The organism is Nocardioides sp. JQ2195 (genome assembly GCF_012272695.1).
Classification (GTDB): domain Bacteria; phylum Actinomycetota; class Actinomycetes; order Propionibacteriales; family Nocardioidaceae; genus Nocardioides.
In genome coordinates this window covers 2,683,415-2,702,238 of the sequence record NZ_CP050902.1, presented here as the reverse complement: position 1 = coordinate 2,702,238, position 18,824 = coordinate 2,683,415, and the positions used below count along the sequence as shown (strand labels likewise).

Below are 18,824 nucleotides of genomic sequence, written 5' to 3'. Positions count from 1 at the left end.
CGCCGCTCGCCGGCTGAACCTAGCGTCGGGCCATGCGTTCGCGAGCCCAAGCATCTGAGCACGCCGAGACGGTCAGCCGCCGTCTGCGGCTGTTGAGCGCCGAGCTCAACGGGATCCGTCCGCCGGTGGAGCCCCTCGCCCTCGACGAGCCACACACGCACCTGCGCGAGTTGCGTCCGGCGGGTGGAGAGGGGGCCAGCGGTGCTGACCCTGCCGAGGCGGAGCCCGCGACCACACTTCCCCCGAGTGCTGAGTCCCGAGCCGTGGCCGAGACACTGCCACCCAAGGTCCCGGTCGGCGGACGGCATGCGGCCCGACGAGGGTCCTCGTGGCTGGACCTCTCGCCCTTCTGCGGCTCGGTGTCGTTGACCCCGACGACGCTGGCCGTGATCGCCGTCGTCGTCGCGGTCGGCCTGGGGATCACTGCATGGTGGGTGGTCCGCGACGACCCCGGGGTCCCGGTGGTCGCTCCCACGGCCGGACCGGCGCTGGCCACGCCGGTGACAACCGCCGGGGCAACGGCCCCGGGCAGCGGGGTGCCCTCGACCGACGTGGTCGTCGACGTCACCGGCAAGGTCCGCCGGCCGGGGATCGTGGTCCTGCCCCCTGGCTCCCGGGTGGTCGATGCGATCAAGGCGGCCGGCGGCCCCCGCCGCGGAGCCGACCTGACCGGGTTGAACCGGGCCCGGCCGGTGCAGGACGGCGAGCAGATCGTCGTCGGCGTCCCGGCGCCACCGGGAGTGGCCGCGTCCTCCGTCCCCTCCGTCCCCTCGTCCCCGGGCTCGACCGGCGACCTGGTCAGCCTGAACACGGCAACCACGACGGAGCTCGAGACCCTCCCCGGAGTCGGCCCGGTCACGGCGGCCGCGATCGTGGACTGGCGTGAGGCGAACGGTGGCTTCGCCAGCGTCGACCAGCTCCTCGAGGTCGACGGGATCGGTGAGAAGACGTTGGCCCAGCTCGCACCCCACGTGACGCTCTGAGCCTGCGCGGTGTCGCTGCCCCTCGACGCTGCTCGACCGGCGGACGACGACATCGCGGCCGACCTGCGGATGCCTGCCGCCGGGCTGGCCGCCTGGGTCGGGGGCCTGGGCGGGCTGCTGGCCCCAGTGCCCGCCGTGCTCGGTGCCGTGGCGCTCACCCTGGTGGCGCTCCGACTCGTCGGGTCCGCGCGTCTGCGGAGGTCGGTCGTGGCCTGGTTCCTGGTCGCGCTGGCGGTCGGCTCGTGCGCCTGGTTGCGCGACCTGGCCGTGCGGGAGGGGCCCGCTGCCGAGCTGGCACCGACTCGCGCCGCTGTCGAGGTGCGGATGACGGTCACGTCCGACCCGCGCCCCGTGCAGGGACAGTTCGCCACGTCGATCACGATGCGCGCCGACGTCACCCGCCTGACCAGCCGAGGAACGTCCTACGAGGTGCACACGCCGGTCCTCGTGATTGCCGAGGAGTCCTGGTCCGAGGTCGAGCTCGGCACGACGATGGTCGTGAGCGGCAGGCTCGGGCCGGCCGACGGCCACGACGTCGCGGCGGTGCTGGTGCCGTGGGGCGGGCCCACGGTGGTCGAGCCCCCCTCGATGATGTGGCACGGCGCGGGTGCCGTGCGCCGATCCATCCGAACCAGCGTCGCGGCCGGGCCCTCACCGGCCCGCGACCTGGTGCCGGCGCTGGTCGACGGTGACGACCAGGGGCTGCCGGAGCAGGTGAAGGAGGAGTTCCGGGTCTCCGGACTGACGCACCTCCTCGCGGTGTCCGGCACCAACCTCACCCTGGTCGTCGGATTCCTCCTCGTGGTCGGGCGTTGGTGCGGAGTGCGTGGCAGGTGGCAGTACCTCCTCGGTGCCGTGGGCATCATCGGCTTCGTGCTGCTGGCCCGCACCGAGCCCAGCGTCGTACGCGCCGCTGCCATGGGAACGGTGGCGTTGATCGGGATGGGGACCAACGGGACCGGGCGCGGGGTTCGCGCGATGGGTGTGGCCGTGGTGGGACTCCTGCTGCTCGACCCGTGGTTGGCCACGACGGTCGGCTTCGCGTTGTCCGTGCTGGCGACCTCGGGGATCCTGCTGCTCTCGCCAGCCTGGTCGCGGGCGTTGGCGCACTGGATGCCACTGTGGATGGCACAGGCACTGGCCGTGCCGACGGCGGCCCAGCTGGCGTGCACGCCCGTGGTGGCCGCGATCTCCGGGCAGGTCAGCCTGGTCGCGGTGCTCGCCAACCTGGCCGCCGGACCGCTCGTCGCACCCGCCACCGTGTGCGGACTCCTCGGCGGACTGGCCGGGCTGGTGTGGGGGAGCGCCGGCCGGACGTGCGGGTGGGTTGCGTGCCAGTGCGCCCGCGCGATCATCGCGATCGCCGACCGCGCTGCCGGCACGTCGCTCCCGGCGGTGGAGTGGGGCACCGGGTGGCTCCCGCTCGCCCTGCTCACCGTCCTGTGCCTGGCCCTGGCCCTGGTCCTCGGCCCGCTCCTGACCCGGCGTACTCCCGGGATCGCCTGCGTCACCGTGATGGTCGTCGTGGTGCTGGTCCCCCTGCCGTCTCCCGGTTGGCCGCCCGACGGGTGGGTGATGGCCGTCTGCTCGGTCGGTCAGGGAGACGGCATCGCGCTCAACGCGGGGCCGGGGCGCGCGGTGCTGGTCGACGCCGGACCGGAGTCGGCAGACCTCGACCACTGCCTGGACCGTCTCGGTGTCGAGGAGCTGTCCCTGGTGGTCCTGACCCACTTCCACGCTGACCACGTGGACGGGCTCGCGGAGGTGATGAGCGGGCGGCGGGTGGGGGAGGTCCTGGTCAGCGCGTTGCCGGAGCCGGCGGCTCGCGCGGTGGCGGTGCAGGCGGAGACGGCGGGGCGCACCCGTGTGCCGGCGTACGGCGAGGTGGTGCAGGTCGGTGCGGTCCGCCTGCAGGTGATCGGTCCGGTTCCCGGGACGGTCGTGGCAGATGATCCCAACAACTCGTCGCTCGTGGTCCTTGCCGAGGTGCACGGCGTCAGCATCCTGCTCACCGGCGACGTGGAACCCGACGGCCAGAGCCGGCTGGCCGCCGCCCACCCCGGCCTGCGGGTCGACGTGCTGAAGATTCCCCACCACGGCAGCCGCTTCCAGGACATGGAGTTCCTCCTCGGCCTGCACCCCGCCGTGGCCATCGCGTCGGTGGGAGCCGACAACGACTACGGTCACCCGGCGGCCTCGACGATGGGTCCGCTGCGCGACTCCGGAACGAAGGTCTTCCGCACCGATCGTGACGGCGACGTCCTCGTGGTCGACGACGGGGACCAGCTGCGGGTTCGCGCCCGGGGCTGACCGTCGCGGTGTCGGCGCGCTGTGGCAGGCTGGACGCACCATGGCCGGACCTCGAGCAGCAGACGTGATGGGCCACGTCACCTTGGTGACCGGGCCCGAGGAATTCTTCAATGAACGCACCGTGGCCGCGGTGCGTGCCGCCGTGCGTGCGCACGACGCGGAGGCTGAGTCGTCCGAGGCCCAGGGCAGCGACCTGACCCTGGCCACGCTGGGGGAGCTGGCCGCGCCGTCACTGTTCTCCACGACGCGGTGCGTGGTCGTTCGTGGCCTGGAGAACCTGCCGGACGAGTCCGTCGCCGGGCTCCTCGACTACGCCGCTGCGCCCGCCGACGACATCGCCCTGGTGCTGGTGCACGGTGGTGGGCAGAAGGGCAGTGGGGTCCTCAACAAGCTGCGCAAGCTCACGGCGGTCAACGAGGTGAAGTCGGCCTCGATCAAGGGGGCGGAGTTCCCCCGCTTCGTGTCGTCCGAGGTGCGTCGCCACGGATCCACCATCGAGGAGGAGGCAGCCGACTTCCTGGTCCAGGCCATCGGCCAGGACATCCGTTCGCTGGCGGCCGCCGCCCACCAGCTGGTCAACGACTTCCCCGGCGAGACCCTGACCTCCGACAAGGTGAAGCGCTACTTCGGTGGCCGGGCGGAGGCGAAGTCCTTCGCGGTGGCCGACAACGCATTCTTCGGGCGTCGGGCCCTGGCACTCGAGGAGCTCCGCTGGGCGCTCGACGGAGGCACCCCGCCCGTCCTCATCACCTCGGCCTTCGCCAGTGGCGTGCGCGGGCTCGCCCGTTACGTCTCTGCTCCACGGGGCATCCGTGAGGCCGACCTGGCCCGCGAGGTGGGTGTGCCGCCGTGGAAGCTCCGTACCCTGCGCGAGCAGTCGCGTACCTGGACCCCCCAAGGGCTGGGTGAGGCGATCCGGGCCGTGGCCCGCGCAGACGCAGACATCAAGGGGGCCGCCCATGACGCGGCCTACACCCTCGAGCGACTCGTGCTCACCGTGGCGGGGCTGCGGCAGCAGCGCTCAGGTCGCTGACGGCGGACGGCATCACGGGCATGCAAAAAGGCGCCGACCCGAGGAACGGGTGGGCGCCTGATGCCGAGCAGGAGGGCTACGTCAGAGCGTTGCGGCCTTCTTGCTGATGGCCGACTTGCGGTTGGCGGCCTGGTTCTTGTGGATGACGCCCTTGGAGGCAGCCTTGTCGAGCTTCTTGTTGGCCTCGGTGGCAGCAGCCACGGCGGCGTCCTTGTCGCCAGCCTCGGCGGCCTCGCGGAACTTGCGCACCGCGGACTTGAGGTTGGTCTTGACGGCCTTGTTGCGCTCGTGCGCCTGCTCGTTCTGGCGGTTGCGCTTGATCTGGGACTTGATGTTCGCCACGTTGCTGCGCTTTCACTTGGTTCGGACTGGATTCAGGTCTGGGGTGGGTCGGTGGGAACCAACCCGGTGGGCCGCGGGAATTCAGCCCGTGGCGTGTCAGCGAAGAGGGCGCCAGACACGCAAGGGGAAACTCTATCAGCGGCGGGGGTACGCCCCAAATCGACTCAGCAGTCCCAACCCCGGCGTTCGCAGAGCCATCCCCACACGACCTGCCCCTGCCAGGCCTGGGCGTGGCGGATGTGGGGCGAGCTCGGCGGCACCGGGTCATCGGCGGACTTGAGGAAGTAGCCGGCGAACAGGGCCAGGGCGATGTCGAGGTGCTCGGCCGGGACGTCCCGAGTGAGGGCACGCGAGGCCAGGACTGCTTCGACGTCGATGCCGTCACCACGCGGGCCGATCAACGCGGCCAGCGTGTCGAACCAGGGCGCGGCCAGCACCGGCCAGCTCCAGTCGCAGATCCACAGCTCGCCGTCGCTGCCGAGCAACGTGTTGTCGTCGCGGATGTCGGTGTGCTGCAGGGTGGATCCGGCGAGTGCCTCGGGGAAACGAGCTGCCAGCCCGGCCGCCTCGTCGGCGTGGGTGAGGTCCGGGTGGTTGGCCCGCACGGTGTCCCAGTACGCCGGCCACGCGGCCAGGTCGTCGGTGACGGGCGCCAGGCCCAGCTCCGGCGGGGGCGTGACCTCGACGACCTGCTCCAGTGCGTCGAGCAGACGATCGAGGTGGTCCGGCTGCCAGGGGCGGGTGGGCAGCTGCCCGTCGACATGCTCGATCCCGAGCACCACCCAGTCGTCGTCATCGTGGGTCCACAGCAGGCGGGGTGCGGGTACGTCGTCCTGCAGTGCGAGCAGCTTGCGGGCCTCCTCCCGGTAGGAGAGCGCGAACATCCGCTGCGCCTTGACCGAGGCAGCCTTCACGAAGTGCTGGGTGCCGTCCGCGCAGGTGAGCACCGAGGCGAAACCGGGGGTGAACCCGCCTCCCTGGGACACCGCACCGGTCACCGGTGAGCCGCAGTGCCCCTCGACCAGTCCGCGAATGTGCGCTGGCAGGAACTGCCACTCGAGACGGCGGGCAGTGCGACCACTCGGCGGCGGGGACAGTTCGGTGTTCACGCGGGGTTTCCTCCTGGTCGGGACGGGGGCGACGCTATCGGCAGTCGCCGCGCCCGGACCCAGCAGGCGGACGGATCCAGCAGCCCGCGTGGGCCGACGAACGACGAGGCGCCGGCGGACCACAGTCCACCGGCGCCTCGAAGCTGACAGTTGCTCAGCGGTAACGCGTGGTGCAGACGAAGGCGTAGCGCTCGGCGCCGCGGCCGACCTTGCGCTTGGCCTTGCGGATGGCCTTCTTCTTGTTGAAGGCGATCGCGGTCCGGGCCTTCACGACCTGGCCGTCCTTCACCCGGACGGCCACGGCGCCACAACCGTTGCGGACCCACAGGGCCAGCTTGCAACGCTTGTTGACGTCGGAGTTGGCCTTGCACATGGCCATGGAGGACTTCTTGGCCCTCGTCTTGGTGCGCTTGTCGTAGGAGTAGCCACCGGTGAACTCCTTGAAGTTCACGTGGATGGCGCCGTAGTACAGGCGACGGGATGTCTGGTAGGCCGCCGTGGTGGGGGCGACGTCCACGGAGCCGGCGGTGGTTCCGGCGCTCGGGCCGGTGCTCGGGTCGGCGCTGGCGCTCGTGTTGAACGCAGCGAGGATCCCGAACGTCAGCAGCAGCGTGGCGATCACTGCCAGCAAACGGTTGGTCTTGCGCATGATCCAGTCCTCTCGGGTACGTATTCAGTCGATCGAATCACGGCTTACCCCCGCATTTCCTGTGGCAAACCCAGATCGCCGAAGAAGATGGCCGAATCCGTCGAACCCGTGCCTGCCGGGTTCCGTCGGCGTCGCGGCAACCCGTCGGGTGCGAGCGCTCGGGGCAGCAGCTCGTGCCGGTTCGGTGGTTGCTCGCCCGCGTGGGACAATGGCCAGCCGTACGCCGTAGCCCAGCGCCACAGCCCAGCACCACAGCCCAGAGAGCATGCCGTTGACCTCGCAAGCGCCGCAGCCAGGCCACACCGATCCCGCGATCCTGCGCAACTTCTGCATCATCGCGCACATCGACCATGGCAAGTCGACCCTTGCCGACCGGATGCTCCAGCTGACCGGGGTCGTCGACGAGCGTGCCGCCCGCGCGCAGTACCTCGACCGCATGGACATCGAGCGCGAACGCGGCATCACGATCAAGAGCCAGGCCGTCCGGATGCCGTGGACGGTCACTCCGGAGTCGGCCGCGGAGCACGACATCGACGCCGGCACCTACGTGCTGAACATGATCGACACTCCCGGCCACGTCGACTTCACCTATGAGGTGTCCCGCTCGCTCGAGGCCTGCGAGGCAGCCATCCTGCTGGTCGACGCGGCCCAGGGCATCGAGGCCCAGACGCTGGCCAACCTCTACCTGGCGATGGGCGCGGACCTGCACATCATCCCGGTGCTGAACAAGATCGACCTGCCCAGTGCCAATGTCGAGAAGTACGCCGCCGAGCTGGCCGGACTGGTCGGCTGCGAGCCGGAGGACGTGCTGCTGACCAGCGCCAAGACCGGGCTGGGCGTCACCGACCTGCTGGACCAGATCGTCAAGCAGACCCCGCCGCCGGTCGGCGCCGCCGACAAGCCGGCGCGAGCCCTGATCTTCGACTCCGTCTACGACACCTACCGCGGCGTGGTCACCTACGTCCGTGTGATCGACGGCAAGCTCACCCACCGTGACCGGATCAAGATGATGTCGACCGGTGCCGTGCACGAGATGCTCGAGGTCGGGGTGATCAGCCCCGAGCCGGTCAAGGCCGGCGAGATCGGTGTCGGCGAGGTCGGCTACCTGATCACCGGCGTGAAGGACGTGCGCCAGTCCCGGGTCGGTGACACCGTCACCACCCAGCACCACGGCGCCACCGAGGCCCTCGGTGGCTACAAGCACCCCAACCCGATGGTCTACGCCGGTCTCTACCCGATCGACGGCGACCAGTTCGGCGACCTGCGCGAGGCCCTGGAGAAGCTCCAGCTCAACGACGCGGCACTGACCTACGAGCCGGAGACCTCCGGTGCCCTCGGCTTCGGCTTCCGCTGTGGCTTCCTCGGGCTGCTGCACATGGAGATCACCCGCGACCGCCTCGAGCGTGAGTTCAACCTCGACCTGATCTCGACCGCACCCAACGTGGTCTACGAAGTGCTCATGGAGGACGGCTCCGAGGTCGGGGTGACCAACCCCAGCGAGTTCCCCGAGGGCAAGATCGCCGAGGTCCGCGAGCCCGTCGTCCGCGCGACGATCCTGTCTCCCTCCGACTTCATCGGCACGATCATGGAGCTGTGCCAGACCAAGCGCGGCACCCTGCTCGGCATGGACTACCTCTCCGAGGACCGCGTCGAGATGCGCTACACCCTGCCGATGGGCGAGATCGTCTTCGACTTCTTCGACCAGCTCAAGAGCCGCACCAAGGGGTACGCCTCGCTCGACTACGAGCGCAAGGGCGAGCAGGCCGCCGACCTGGTCAAGGTCGACATCCTGCTGCAGGGTGAGCCGGTCGACGCCTTCTCGGCGATCGTGCACAAGGACGCGGCCTACGGCTACGGCGTGATGATGGCCGGCAAGCTCAAGGAGCTCATCCCCAGGCAGCAGTTCGAGGTGCCGATCCAGGCCACCATCGGTGCTCGGGTGATCGCCCGCGAGAACATCCGCGCGATCCGCAAGGACGTGCTCGCCAAGTGCTACGGCGGTGACATCAGCCGCAAGCGCAAGCTGCTCGAGAAGCAGAAGGCCGGCAAGAAGCGGATGAAGAACATCGGCACTGTCGAGGTTCCGCCGGAGGCGTTCGTCGCCGCACTCTCGACGACCCAGCCGACGGAGAAGTCCGGCAAGAAGTGACGTCCGCCCACGAGGGCACGGCTGTTGGAGCCGACCAGTGGATCCGGACGGCATGAGCATCTCCCTGCCCGCCTTCGTCGTCGGATTCGCCCAGCGCGGACCGGCCTGGACCGAGTGGGTCGACCGTCTCCCGAAGCTCGTGGAGGACGTGCTCGCGGAGTGGGAGCTCCGGCCCGATGGTGAGCCGATGCACGGCTGGACCGCTCTGGTGCTCCCGGTTCGTGACCGTGCCGGACTACCGGCGGTGCTGAAGCTGGTCTGTCCCGGCACACCGGCCGGTGACGAGGAGGAGCACGAGGCGCTGGCCCTGCAGCACATCGCCGGCAACGGAGCGGTGCGGCTGCTGCGGGCGGATCCGGGTCGGCGGCTCCTCCTGCTGGAGCGACTGCACACCGAGGACCTCACCGACGTCTGGGACCTCGAGGCCTGCTCGGTCGTGGCCGGCCTCTACCGGAGGATCCACCTGCGGGCGCTCCCGCAGCTGCGTCCCCTCCCGTCGTACGTCGACCGCTGGACCGCCGACCTCGCGCGGCTGCCCCGCGGCGCACCCATCCCGCGGCGCCTGGTGTAGCAGGCGGTCTCGCTGGGCCGTGACTTCGTCCAGGATCCCGGCAGCGTCGGCACGATGATCCACGGCGACCTCCACTACGAGAACGTGCTGGCCGCCGATCGTGAGCCCTGGTTGGTGATCGACCCCAAGCCGATGAACGGTGACGCGCACTACGAGCTTGCCCCGATGATGTGGAACCGTTTCGAGGAGCTCGCCGGCGACGTGCGTGGCGGGCTCCGTCGTCGCTTCCACACGTTGGTCGACGACGCCGACCTCGACGAGGACCGGGCGCGCGACTGGGTCGTCGTGCGCATGGTGCACAACGCCATGTGGGCGGTGCAGGACGCGGAGCGCGCCGACCGTGAGCTGTCGACCGAGGACCGCGACTGGGTCACTCGGTGCATCACCATCGCGAAGGCCGTCCAGGGCTAGCTGGGCTCGTCGACAGTCGCGAAACCGTGTGCCCGGTGGTGGGTGCGCGTGAAAGGATCCCCCGCATGACTGCGTCGGTCCTCCAGATCTCCATCGGCCTGCCTCGGGACGAGGAGTGGGCAGGCAACCTCAAGCGCACGGCGATCGACAAGAAGGCAGTGGCCGGCCCGGTCGACGTACGCCGTCACGGCATCGACGGCGACCAGGTCGCCGACACGGTCCACCACGGGGGACCCGACATGGCGGTCTACGCGTTCGCACGCGAGGACCTGGACAGGTGGGAGCGCGAGCTGGACGGCCCGATCCGCAACGGCTTCTTCGGCGAGAACCTCACCACGCAGGGCATCGACGTCAACGAAGCGCTCGTGGGGGAGAGGTGGCGGATCGGGGAGGTGCTCCTCGAGGTCGCCAAGGTGCGCATCCCCTGCTCGGTCTTCAAGAACTGGATGGGACTGGGCGGCTTCGACGACGTGGCATGGGTGAAGCGCTTCGCCGCCGACCAGCGCCCCGGCCCCTATCTGCGGGTGCTCGAGGAGGGGCGGATGGCAGCCGGCGACGAGATCGTCGTCGAGCACCGCCCTGACCACGGCATCACCGTGTCGCACATGTTCCGGGCCCTGACCACCGAGCGCCAGCTGGCTCCGGGGTTGCTCGCGGTCGAGGGACTTGCGGCCTCCGTCCGGGCACGGATCACCCGGACGTGATGGGGACTTCGTCCCATTCGCCGTCTGCTGGTCGGGATCGCGTGCGTGGCCGGGCGCGGTGATCTAGGTTACTCACAAGTCAATGAAGTGGAGCCGTGGTCCGCGGCCGCGAACAGGAGTGCCATGCCGATCAATCACGACGCGTCCTTCCTCGAGAGCATGCCCAAGAACGTCGCTGTTCAGTTCCTCGGTCGGGTCACGAAGTCGTCGGACAAGGAGGCCTACCGTTTCCCGGTCGGAGACACCTGGGAGTCCGTGACCTGGCAGCAGGTAGGGGACCGGGTCAACAACCTGGCCGCGGGACTCATGGCACTCGGGATCGAGCCCGAGCAGCGCGTCGGCATCGCCTCGTCCACCCGCTACGAGTGGATCCTGGCCGACCTCGCGATCATGCTCTCCGGAGCCGCCACGACCACGGTCTACTCGTCGACGAACGCCGATGACACGGCGTACATCCTCAGTGACTCCGGGAGCCGGATCGTCTTCGCCGAGGACGACGACCAGATCGCCAAGCTGGTCGCGCACAAGTCCGACCTGCCGCACATCTCCAAGGTGGTCACCTTCGACGGCCAGGCTGACGGTGACTGGGTGATCGGCATCGACGACCTCGCCGCGCTGGGCGAGACCTACCTCGAGGGCAACCCGAACGCGGTCGTCGAGCACGCCGAGGCGATCGAGCCCGAACAGCTCGCGACGCTGATCTACACCTCCGGGACGACCGGTCCTCCCAAGGGTGTGCGCCTGCGGCACCGGTCCTGGGTCTACGAGGGCGAGGCGATCGCGTCGCAGAACATCCTCGACGAGAGCGACCTCCAGTTCCTGTGGCTGCCGATGGCACACGCGTTCGGCAAGGTGCTGCTCTCGACCCAGCTGGCCTGTGGCTTCGCGACGGCCGTCGACGGCCGCGTCGACAAGATCATCGACAACCTGGCGGTGGTCAAGCCCACCTTCATGGGTGCTGCCCCGCGGATCTTCGAGAAGGCCTACTCCCGCATCGTCACGATGCAGGCCGCCGAGGGCGGTGCCAAGGAGAAGCTCTTCAAGAAGGCGTTCGCGGTCGGCCTCGAGGTCGACCGGCTGAAGCGTGAGGGCAAGTCGGTCCCGTTCGGCCTCAAGCTGCAGCACGGCCTCTTCGACAAGCTGGTCTTCGCCAAGGTCCGTGCCCGCTTCGGTGGACGGGTCCGCTTCTTCATCTCCGGCGCCGCGGCCCTGAACCGCGAGGTCGCTGAGTGGTTCCACGCAGCGGGCATCACCGTGCTCGAGGGCTACGGCATGACCGAGAACGCTGCTGGTGCGACGGTCAACCACCCCGACCAGTACAAGTTCGGTTCCGTGGGCGCACCGTTCCCGGGTAGTGAGGTCAAGATCGCCGAGGACGGCGAGGTCCTGCTCCGTGGCCCGCACGTCATGGAGGGCTACCACAACCTCCCGGAGGTCACCGCCGAGACGCTCACGGAGGACGGTTGGCTGCACACGGGTGACATCGGTGAGCTCGACGACGACGGCTTCCTGAAGATCACGGACCGCAAGAAGGACCTGTTCAAGACCTCAGGGGGCAAGTACATCGCGCCCTCGGCGATCGAGTCGCAGTTCAAGGCGATCTGTCCCTACGCCAGCCAGTTCCTGGCGATCGGCAACGAGCGCAACTTCGTCTCGGCGTTGATCACCCTGGATCCCGACCAGATGACCGACTGGGCGGCGCAGAACGGCAAGGAGGGGGCGTCGTACGCCGACGTCGTCGCCTCGCCCGAGGTGCGCGAGATGGTGCAGGGCTACGTCGACGAGCTCAACCAGCGCCTCAACCGCTGGGAGACGGTCAAGAAGTTCGCGATCCTCGACCACGACCTCAGCGTCGAGTCCGGGGAGTTGACTCCGTCGATGAAGGTCAAGCGCAAGGTCGTCGAGGGGAACCAGCAGGACGTCATCTCGTCCTTCTACGGCTGAGTCCCGCGCTGCCCGGAGGCAGCTGAGCTGGACCGAGAACGGGTGTCGGTGGAACGGTCCACCGGCACCCGTTCTCGCGTCCTCCTGCTTCCTCCTCTGCGCTCCTGCGTCACCGACCGATGCGTTCGCGCGCTGCGGTCGGTGGGAGGATGGGCCGATGCCCTCCGCGTTTCCTCCCGGTGACCCGGCCCCGTCCGACGGCCGCCTGCCCGGCTCCGCCCTCGAAGGCGCCGCGACGCGCCCCTTCGGGGTCTACGTGCACGTGCCGTTCTGCACGGTGCGGTGTGGCTACTGCGACTTCAACACCTACACCGCCACCGAGCTCGGCGAAGGTGTCACCCGGGCGACGTACGCCGAGTCCGCGATCGCCGAGATCCGTCGGGCGCGCACGGTGCTCGGCGACGTGGACCGCCGGGTCGACACGATCTTCTTCGGTGGCGGGACCCCGACCCTGCTGCCACCGGCGGACCTGACCGCCATCATTGCCGCGATCTCGGGGGAGTTCGGACTGGCCGACGACGTCGAGGTCACCACCGAGGCCAACCCCGACAGCGTGACGTCGTGGGATCTCGAGGCGCTGCGCGCCGGGGGCTTCAACCGGCTCTCGTTCGGCATGCAGTCGGCGGTGCCCCACGTGCTGCAGACCCTCGACCGCACCCATGATCCGCTCCGTGTGCCGGCCGTCGTCGACTGGGCCAGGCAGGCCGGCTTCGAGCAGGTGAGCCTCGACCTGATCTATGGCACGCCCGGGGAGTCGCTGGCCGACTGGCAGGTCTCGATCGATGCTGCGCTGGCCTGCACGCCGGATCACGTGTCGGCGTACTCGCTCATCGTCGAGGAGGGCACCGCGTTGGCCAGGCGGGTGCGGCGCGGCGAGGTGCCGATGACTGATGACGACGACCTCGCCGACAAGTACGTCGCGGCAGATGACGCGTTCGCCGCTGCCGGGCTGGGGTGGTACGAGGTGTCGAACTGGTCGCGCGACGACGCCTCCCGCTGCCGGCACAACCTGCTCTACTGGCAGGGCGCCGACTGGTGGGGCGTCGGGCCCGGCTCGCACTCCCACGTCGGTGGCGTCCGGTGGTGGAACGTCAAGCATCCCGCGGCGTACGCCGAGCGCATCGGTCGCGGAGTCAGTCCGGCGCATGCCCGGGAGACCCTGGACGAGGAGACCAGGCTCGTCGAGCGGGTGCTCCTGGAGATCCGGATCCGCGACGGGCTCGACATCGCGCTGCTCGACGACGCAGGTCGGGCGCAGCTGCCCGACCTGGTTGCTCGCGGACTCGTCGAGCCCGGTCCACTGGGAGACGCGCTGTCGGACGCTGCATCGCCGGACGACGCCCACCTTGCGGGTGCGCGCCTGGTGCTCACCCGCGACGGTCGTCTGCTCGCCGACGCCATCGTCCGCGACCTGGTCTGACCAGCTGCGTCTTCTTGATGCGCGAGCTGCGGGTTGCTGCGCGTCGGGACGACGGTCGTTGACCGTCCGGCACCTGCCCGTCGGCCCCGTGCCTCCAGAACCTGCGGTCCTGCGACAACAACTGCCCGTTCGCGCGACAACAACTGCACGTTCGCGCATCAAGAACTGCCCGTTCGCGCTAGGGGGCGGTGACGAAGTCGATGAGCTCCTCGACGCGACCGAGCAGCGCCGGGTCGAGGTCCTGGAAGCCGCGCACCCCACCGAGGATGTGCTGCCAGGCGCGGGCGATGTCGGTCTGGTTGCGGTGCGGCCACCCCAGCTGCTGACAGACGCCGTGCTTCCACTCGATGTTGCGGGGCACGTCGGGCCAGCGCTTGAAGCCGAGCCGTTCGGGCTTGACCGCAGCCCAGACGTCGATGAACGGGTGGCCGACGATCAGCACGTGCTTGCCGACCGGTGACTTGGCGATGGACTGCGCGATCCGGCTCTCCTTGGACCCGGGAACGAGGTGGTCGACGAGCACGCCGACGCGGCGGTCGGGGCCGGGCTTGAAGTCGCGCAGGTGGTCCGAGAGGTCGTCGACACCGCCGAGGAACTCGACCACCACGCCCTCGATGCGCAGGTCGTCGCCCCACACCTTCTCGACCAGCTCGGCGTCGTGGCGACCCTCGACGAAGATCCGGCTGGCCCGGGCCACCCGAGCCTTCGCGCCGTGCACGGCGACCGAGCCCGACGCGGTCCGGGTCGGCTTGGCGGGCGTCTTCAGCCTGGTCGGGCGGGTGAGGATGACGGGCTTGCCGTCGATCAGGAAGCCGGGCCCGAGGGGGAAGGTGCGGCGCTTGTTGCGCCGGTCCTCGAGGGTGACGGTGTCGATGTCACGGTCGACCGCAACGATCTCGCCGCACCAGTCGGTGGTCACCTCTTCGACGACCAGTCCGTTGTCGGCCTCGACGTCAATGGCACGGCCGTTGCGGGGCGCTCGCCAGTCGGTGTTGAGGACGTCGGAGCCGTAGCGGTCGGTGGGGGAAGTCACCGGGTCAACGCTAGTCGGATCAGATCAGCGGAAGCCGCTTCGACGCGCGGGGGAGTTGCTCGTAGCCACGGGCGACGGCGTGCTCCAGCAGCTCCTGTGGCCAAGGCCACTCGCCCTGCGCCAGCGCTTGAGACGCCGGGACGCCGCGTCCGGCAAGGTCGCGGATGGTCTCGGCGACGATGCCGATCTCGCCGCGCTGCTGGTGCACGAAGTCGAGATCGACCACGGCTCCGTGCCCGGGGACCACCACGGTCCGGTCCGTCATCAGGGAGATCGCCAGGTCGAGCGAGGTGGGCCACTCCATCGGCCAGCAGTCTTCGCCGTACGCCGGGGGAGCCGACTCCTCGACCAGGTCACCGGTGAGCAGCACATCGGCGTCAGGAACGCGGACGACGACGTCTCCCGCGGTGTGACCACGGCCGGGGTGCAACAGCTCGACCTGCCGGTCGCCCAGGTCCACCACGCGCGCCGACGAGAAGGTGTCGGTCGGGAGCACGACCGGCGAGGCATCGACCTCGGCCGCGCGCTCCCCGTCGTACGTCGGTCGGTCGTCGCGGAACGCGGCCAGGGCCGCGGCGGTCTCCTCGTGGGCCAGGACCGGCACGTCCTCGAAGACGGCGTTCCCGAGCACGTGGTCGAAGTGGGAATGGGTGTTGACCACCGCCACCACGGGTGCGGAGCTCACCTCCCTGACCCGGGCCAGGGTGTCGCGCACGGCGTCCAGGGAGGCGTGCGTGTCGACGACGACCAGGCCGGCCTCCCCACCGATCACCGTCACGTTGACGTCGAACCATGCGTGGCGGGCGACCCAGACCCGATCGGCCACCGCAGTCAGGGAGTCAGGCATCCGGCCAGACTAGTGGGAGTGGGAGCAGCGCGCGGACGCCCCTGCACGCTCGCCTGGTGCTGGAGGTCCGGAACCACGCCAGGGGCGCGGAGAGATCCGCGCGAGCTGGCGGCCCACGACCGGAACGTGATCAGGCCCGCGTCCAGCGTCTTCGGCTTCCGAGGTCCGGGCGAGTAGCATTGGCACTCGGTGTTTCGGAGTGCCAATCTTGACCCCGGGGTGCCGCCCACAGCCCCACTGCCAGACCCCGGGTGCACAGCGTCAGCACCCACCGAGCCAGGACGAGAGGTGAGCCACATGGTCGAGGCCCGTCGACTCGCCGTCCTGCGCGCCATCGTGGAGGACTACGTCTCCACCGAGGAACCGGTCGGGTCGCGCGCCCTGGTCGAGCGCCACAAGCTGGGTGTCTCGCCCGCCACGGTGCGCAACGACATGGCCGCGCTCGAGGAGGAGGGGTTCATCGCCCAGCCGCACACCAGCGCCGGCCGGGTGCCCACCGACAAGGGATACCGGCTCTTCGTCGACAAGCTGACCACGGTCAAGCCGATGAGTGGGCCGGAGCAGCGCGCGATCTCCTCCTTCCTCGAGGGCGCGGTCGACCTCGACGACGTCGTGCAGCGCAGCGTCCGGCTGCTCGCCCAGCTGACGCGCCAGGTGGCGGTCGTGCAGTACCCGACGCTCAGTCGCAGCACGGTGCGGCACGTCGAGATCGTGGCGCTGGCGCCCAACCGCCTGTTGCTGGTGCTCATCCTCAGCACCGGTCGCGTGGAGCAGCGCGTCGTCGAGCTCGCCGGCGAGCTGCCGGAGGAAGACCTCGCCCCGCTCCGGACCCTGGTCAACCGCGCCGTCATCGGCGAGGTGATCGCCACGGCCGCCACCGCCCTGGACGACGTGGTCGACCAGCTGCCGGAGGGCGGGCGACCTGTCGCCACCGCTGTCGTCGCTTCGCTCGTCGAGGCGATGTCCGACCACCGCTCCGACGAACGGGTGGCGGTCGGCGGAACCGCCAACCTGGCCCGGTTCGGCGACGGCTTCGACACCACGATCCGTCCCATCCTCGAGGCGCTCGAGGAGCACGTCGTCCTGCTCAAGCTGCTCGGCGAGGCAGGCACGGGTGACACGGTCACCGTGCGCATCGGCCACGAGGGCCCCTACCAGGAGCTGGCCACCACGAGTGTCGTCGCCACCGGCTACGGCCCGGAGGAGCAGGCACTGGCCTCGCTCGGCATCGTGGGGCCGACCCGCATGGACTACCCCGGCACGATGGCGACGGTGCGTGCCGTCGCCCGCTATGTCTCCCGCATCCTCGACGAGGCCTGAGACCCCCCACGAACACGAACCATCCTCCCAACGAACCAGAAGGACTCATGAGACAGGACCTGTACGAAATCCTCGGCGTCTCCCGCGACGCGGATGGCGACGCGATCAAGAAGGCGTACCGGAAGCTGGCCCGCCAGCTGCACCCCGACGTGAACCCGGATCCGGAGACCCAGGACAAGTTCAAGGAGGTCTCGCTGGCCTACGAGGTGCTCAGCGACCCGCAGAAGCGGGCTTCCTACGACCGTGGCGGCGACCCGTTCGGCGGAGGCATGGGCGGCGCCGGCGGCTTCGGCCAGGGTCAGGGGTTCTCCTTCACCGACATCATGGACGCGTTCTTCGGCGGCCAGGGTGGCGCCGGCCAGGCCGGCCGCGGGCCCAAGGCACGAGTACGCCGCGGCCAGGACGCCCTGATCCGCCTCGAGATCGAGCTCGCGGAGGCGGCCTTCGGTGTCACGCGCGAGATCAAGGTCGACACGGCGGTCGTCTGCGAGACCTGTCACGGGGGCGGTGCCGCCGAGGGCAGCGAGCCGATCACCTGCGAGACCTGTCGCGGGGCGGGCGAGGTCGCCCACGTCCAGCGGTCGTTCCTCGGTGAGATCCGCACCCTGCGCCCGTGTGCTGCCTGCCGCGGCTTCGGCTCGATCATCCCGGACCCCTGCCGTGACTGCGCCGGCGACGGTCGCGTCCGGTCGCGTCGCGGCCTGACCGTCAAGATCCCGGCCGGTGTCGACACCGGCACCCGGGTCCAGCTCAGCGGCCAGGGCGAGGTCGGCCCCGGAGGTGGCCCGGCCGGCGACCTGTTCGTCGAGATCCACGTGGCGCGCCACGAGACCTTCACCCGTCACGGCTCCGACCTGCGGTGCACGGTGACGGTGCCGATGACCGCGGCCGCGCTGGGCGTGACCCTGACCCTGCCGACGCTCGAGGCCGACGTCGCTGACGCCGACTCCGACGTGGACACGAGCTTCCCGCTCGAGGTGAAGCCGGGCACCCAGTCCGGGAGCGAGCAGGTCCTGCGGGCCAAGGGCGTCCCCGGCCTGCGCAACGTGGGACGCGGGGACCTGGTCGTCACCGTGGTGGTGGAGACCCCGACCAAGCTCGACGCCCGTCAGGAGGAGCTCCTGCGCGAGCTCGCCAACCTGCGAGGAGAGGAGGCCCCGACCGGCAACGTCGAGGCCGGCCACAAGGGCGTCTTCGGCCGACTGCGCGACGCGTTCAACCACTGATGACTCTCCCCGTGCACCTCGTGCCGACGCTCGCGGGCGTCGCCGCCGGCTCGGTCGTCCAGATCACCGGGGACGAGGCGCACCACGCGGTCGCCGTACGCCGCCTTCGGGTCGGTGAGTCGGTCGTGCTCACCGACGGGGTCGGCACGTCGGCACCCGGCGTCGTGGCCACCACCGGCAAGCGGGTGTTCACCGTCGAGGTCGCCGACGTGCACGTCGAGGAGAAGGCGCAGCCGTCGATCACCGTGGTGCAGGCCCTGCCCAAGGGGGACCGTGCTGAGCTGGCAGTCGAGGTGCTGACCGAGATCGGGGTCGACGTGATCGTGCCGTGGGCGGCCTCCCGCTCGGTGGCGGTCTGGCGCGGGGAACGCGTGGCCAAGTCCCACGCGAAGTGGACCGCCACGGCCCGCGAGGCCGCCAAGCAGGCCCGTCGCAGCTGGTTCCCGACGGTTTCTCCACTGGCCGGCACCGACGCGGTGGCCGAGCTGTTGGGCTCGGCCGATGGTGCCGTCGTGCTGCATGAGGACGCCACGCTGCCCTTGTCCGCCGTGGCGTTGGCACCGGATGCCACCATGGTCGTGGTGGTCGGACCCGAAGGCGGGATCAGCGACGAGGAGCTGGCCACCTTCCTGGCCGCAGGCGCACAGCCGGTGCGCATGGGCCGCGAGGTCCTGCGCACCTCGACCGCCGGAGTGGCGGCCGTGGCGGCGCTGCTGGCCCGGACCCCGAGGTGGTCCTGACCGGAGGCCGGCGCAGGGAAGGGACGGGTCGGG

15 protein-coding genes and 1 pseudogene are annotated in these 18,824 nt (G+C 70.1%); 11 read left to right on the top strand and 5 right to left on the bottom strand.

Annotated elements, in window-relative coordinates:
- Positions 1-32 precede the first annotated feature (32 nt).
- The 3 genes from ncot_RS12735 to holA are packed head-to-tail and all read left to right on the top strand — an operon-like array spanning position 33 to position 4,326.
- Positions 33-983 carry a helix-hairpin-helix domain-containing protein gene (locus tag ncot_RS12735; RefSeq protein WP_168617946.1) on the top strand — a complete coding sequence of 317 codons (951 nt, stop codon included), beginning with the start codon at positions 33-35 and terminating at the stop codon, positions 981-983.
- A 9-nt stretch (positions 984-992) separates the two neighbouring features.
- Positions 993-3,293, top strand: coding sequence for a ComEC/Rec2 family competence protein (locus ncot_RS12730; RefSeq protein WP_240937893.1), 2,301 nt, complete (start codon positions 993-995; stop codon positions 3,291-3,293).
- Between the two features lie 40 nt (positions 3,294-3,333).
- Positions 3,334-4,326 (top strand): DNA polymerase III subunit delta, encoded by a 993-nt coding sequence (gene holA, locus ncot_RS12725; RefSeq protein ID WP_168617945.1) that lies wholly within the window; start codon positions 3,334-3,336, stop codon positions 4,324-4,326.
- 81 nt (positions 4,327-4,407) lie between these two features.
- Here holA and rpsT read toward each other — a convergent pair whose 3' ends face one another.
- The 3 genes from rpsT to ncot_RS12710 form a co-directional block, all read right to left on the bottom strand.
- Positions 4,408-4,668, bottom strand: coding sequence for a 30S ribosomal protein S20 (rpsT, locus tag ncot_RS12720; protein WP_168617944.1), 261 nt, complete (start codon positions 4,666-4,668; stop codon positions 4,408-4,410).
- A 164-nt stretch (positions 4,669-4,832) separates the two neighbouring features.
- On the bottom strand, positions 4,833-5,777 hold the full coding sequence (locus ncot_RS12715; protein WP_168617943.1) for a phosphotransferase: 945 nt from the start codon (positions 5,775-5,777) through the stop codon (positions 4,833-4,835).
- Positions 5,778-5,931: 154 nt separating this feature from the next.
- Positions 5,932-6,426 carry a DUF4189 domain-containing protein gene (locus tag ncot_RS12710; protein WP_168617942.1) on the bottom strand — a complete coding sequence of 165 codons (495 nt, stop codon included), beginning with the start codon at positions 6,424-6,426 and terminating at the stop codon, positions 5,932-5,934.
- A 265-nt stretch (positions 6,427-6,691) separates the two neighbouring features.
- On the opposite strand from ncot_RS12710, the gene lepA reads away from it, so the two are divergent.
- The 5 genes and pseudogenes from lepA to hemW all read left to right on the top strand — a co-directional run bounded on the left by lepA (position 6,692) and on the right by hemW (position 13,625).
- Positions 6,692-8,575 carry a translation elongation factor 4 gene (gene lepA / locus ncot_RS12705; protein WP_168617941.1) on the top strand — a complete coding sequence of 628 codons (1,884 nt, stop codon included), beginning with the start codon at positions 6,692-6,694 and terminating at the stop codon, positions 8,573-8,575.
- 52 nt (positions 8,576-8,627) lie between these two features.
- Positions 8,628-9,557 (top strand): annotated as a pseudogene (locus tag ncot_RS12700) (aminoglycoside phosphotransferase family protein).
- Positions 9,558-9,622: 65 nt separating this feature from the next.
- Positions 9,623-10,261: an MOSC domain-containing protein gene (locus ncot_RS12695; RefSeq protein ID WP_168617940.1), complete on the top strand. Its 639-nt coding sequence runs from the start codon at positions 9,623-9,625 to the stop codon at positions 10,259-10,261.
- Between the two features lie 123 nt (positions 10,262-10,384).
- Complete coding sequence (locus ncot_RS12690) at positions 10,385-12,205, top strand: AMP-dependent synthetase/ligase (protein ID WP_168617939.1); 1,821 nt, start codon at positions 10,385-10,387, stop codon at positions 12,203-12,205.
- Positions 12,206-12,362: 157 nt separating this feature from the next.
- Positions 12,363-13,625 (top strand): radical SAM family heme chaperone HemW, encoded by a 1,263-nt coding sequence (gene hemW, locus ncot_RS12685; protein ID WP_168617938.1) that lies wholly within the window; start codon positions 12,363-12,365, stop codon positions 13,623-13,625.
- Positions 13,626-13,803: 178 nt separating this feature from the next.
- Here hemW and ncot_RS12680 read toward each other — a convergent pair whose 3' ends face one another.
- Both ncot_RS12680 and ncot_RS12675 read right to left on the bottom strand, forming a co-directional pair.
- Positions 13,804-14,658 carry a DUF3097 domain-containing protein gene (locus tag ncot_RS12680; RefSeq protein WP_168617937.1) on the bottom strand — a complete coding sequence of 285 codons (855 nt, stop codon included), beginning with the start codon at positions 14,656-14,658 and terminating at the stop codon, positions 13,804-13,806.
- A 19-nt stretch (positions 14,659-14,677) separates the two neighbouring features.
- Positions 14,678-15,505, bottom strand: a complete 828-nt coding sequence (locus tag ncot_RS12675; protein WP_168617936.1) for an MBL fold metallo-hydrolase — start codon at positions 15,503-15,505, stop codon at positions 14,678-14,680.
- A 297-nt stretch (positions 15,506-15,802) separates the two neighbouring features.
- Between ncot_RS12675 and hrcA the strand changes: the two genes are divergently transcribed.
- From hrcA to ncot_RS12660, 3 genes are read left to right on the top strand one after another with little or no spacing between them, the layout of a single operon-like run.
- Complete coding sequence (gene hrcA / locus ncot_RS12670; protein WP_168619332.1) at positions 15,803-16,825, top strand: heat-inducible transcriptional repressor HrcA; 1,023 nt, start codon at positions 15,803-15,805, stop codon at positions 16,823-16,825.
- Positions 16,826-16,872: 47 nt separating this feature from the next.
- Positions 16,873-18,051, top strand: a complete 1,179-nt coding sequence (dnaJ, locus tag ncot_RS12665; RefSeq protein ID WP_168617935.1) for a molecular chaperone DnaJ — start codon at positions 16,873-16,875, stop codon at positions 18,049-18,051.
- Positions 18,051-18,791: a 16S rRNA (uracil(1498)-N(3))-methyltransferase gene (locus ncot_RS12660; protein WP_168617934.1), complete on the top strand. Its 741-nt coding sequence runs from the start codon at positions 18,051-18,053 to the stop codon at positions 18,789-18,791. The genes dnaJ and ncot_RS12660 overlap by 1 nt, the downstream gene beginning before the upstream one ends.
- The last annotated feature ends 33 nt before the right edge of the window (positions 18,792-18,824 follow it).

Coding starts and splice junctions, on each gene's coding strand:
- ncot_RS12735 (WP_168617946.1), top strand. CDS start 33: ATGCGTTCGCGAGCCCAAGCATCTGAGCACGCCGAGACGGTCAGCCGC.
- holA (WP_168617945.1), top strand. CDS start 3,334: ATGGCCGGACCTCGAGCAGCAGACGTGATGGGCCACGTCACCTTGGTG.
- ncot_RS12710 (WP_168617942.1), bottom strand. CDS start 6,426: ATGCGCAAGACCAACCGTTTGCTGGCAGTGATCGCCACGCTGCTGCTG.
- lepA (WP_168617941.1), top strand. CDS start 6,692: ATGCCGTTGACCTCGCAAGCGCCGCAGCCAGGCCACACCGATCCCGCG.
- ncot_RS12695 (WP_168617940.1), top strand. CDS start 9,623: ATGACTGCGTCGGTCCTCCAGATCTCCATCGGCCTGCCTCGGGACGAG.
- ncot_RS12690 (WP_168617939.1), top strand. CDS start 10,385: ATGCCGATCAATCACGACGCGTCCTTCCTCGAGAGCATGCCCAAGAAC.
- hemW (WP_168617938.1), top strand. CDS start 12,363: ATGCCCTCCGCGTTTCCTCCCGGTGACCCGGCCCCGTCCGACGGCCGC.
- ncot_RS12675 (WP_168617936.1), bottom strand. CDS start 15,505: ATGCCTGACTCCCTGACTGCGGTGGCCGATCGGGTCTGGGTCGCCCGC.
- hrcA (WP_168619332.1), top strand. CDS start 15,803: ATGGTCGAGGCCCGTCGACTCGCCGTCCTGCGCGCCATCGTGGAGGAC.
- dnaJ (WP_168617935.1), top strand. CDS start 16,873: ATGAGACAGGACCTGTACGAAATCCTCGGCGTCTCCCGCGACGCGGAT.
- ncot_RS12660 (WP_168617934.1), top strand. CDS start 18,051: ATGACTCTCCCCGTGCACCTCGTGCCGACGCTCGCGGGCGTCGCCGCC.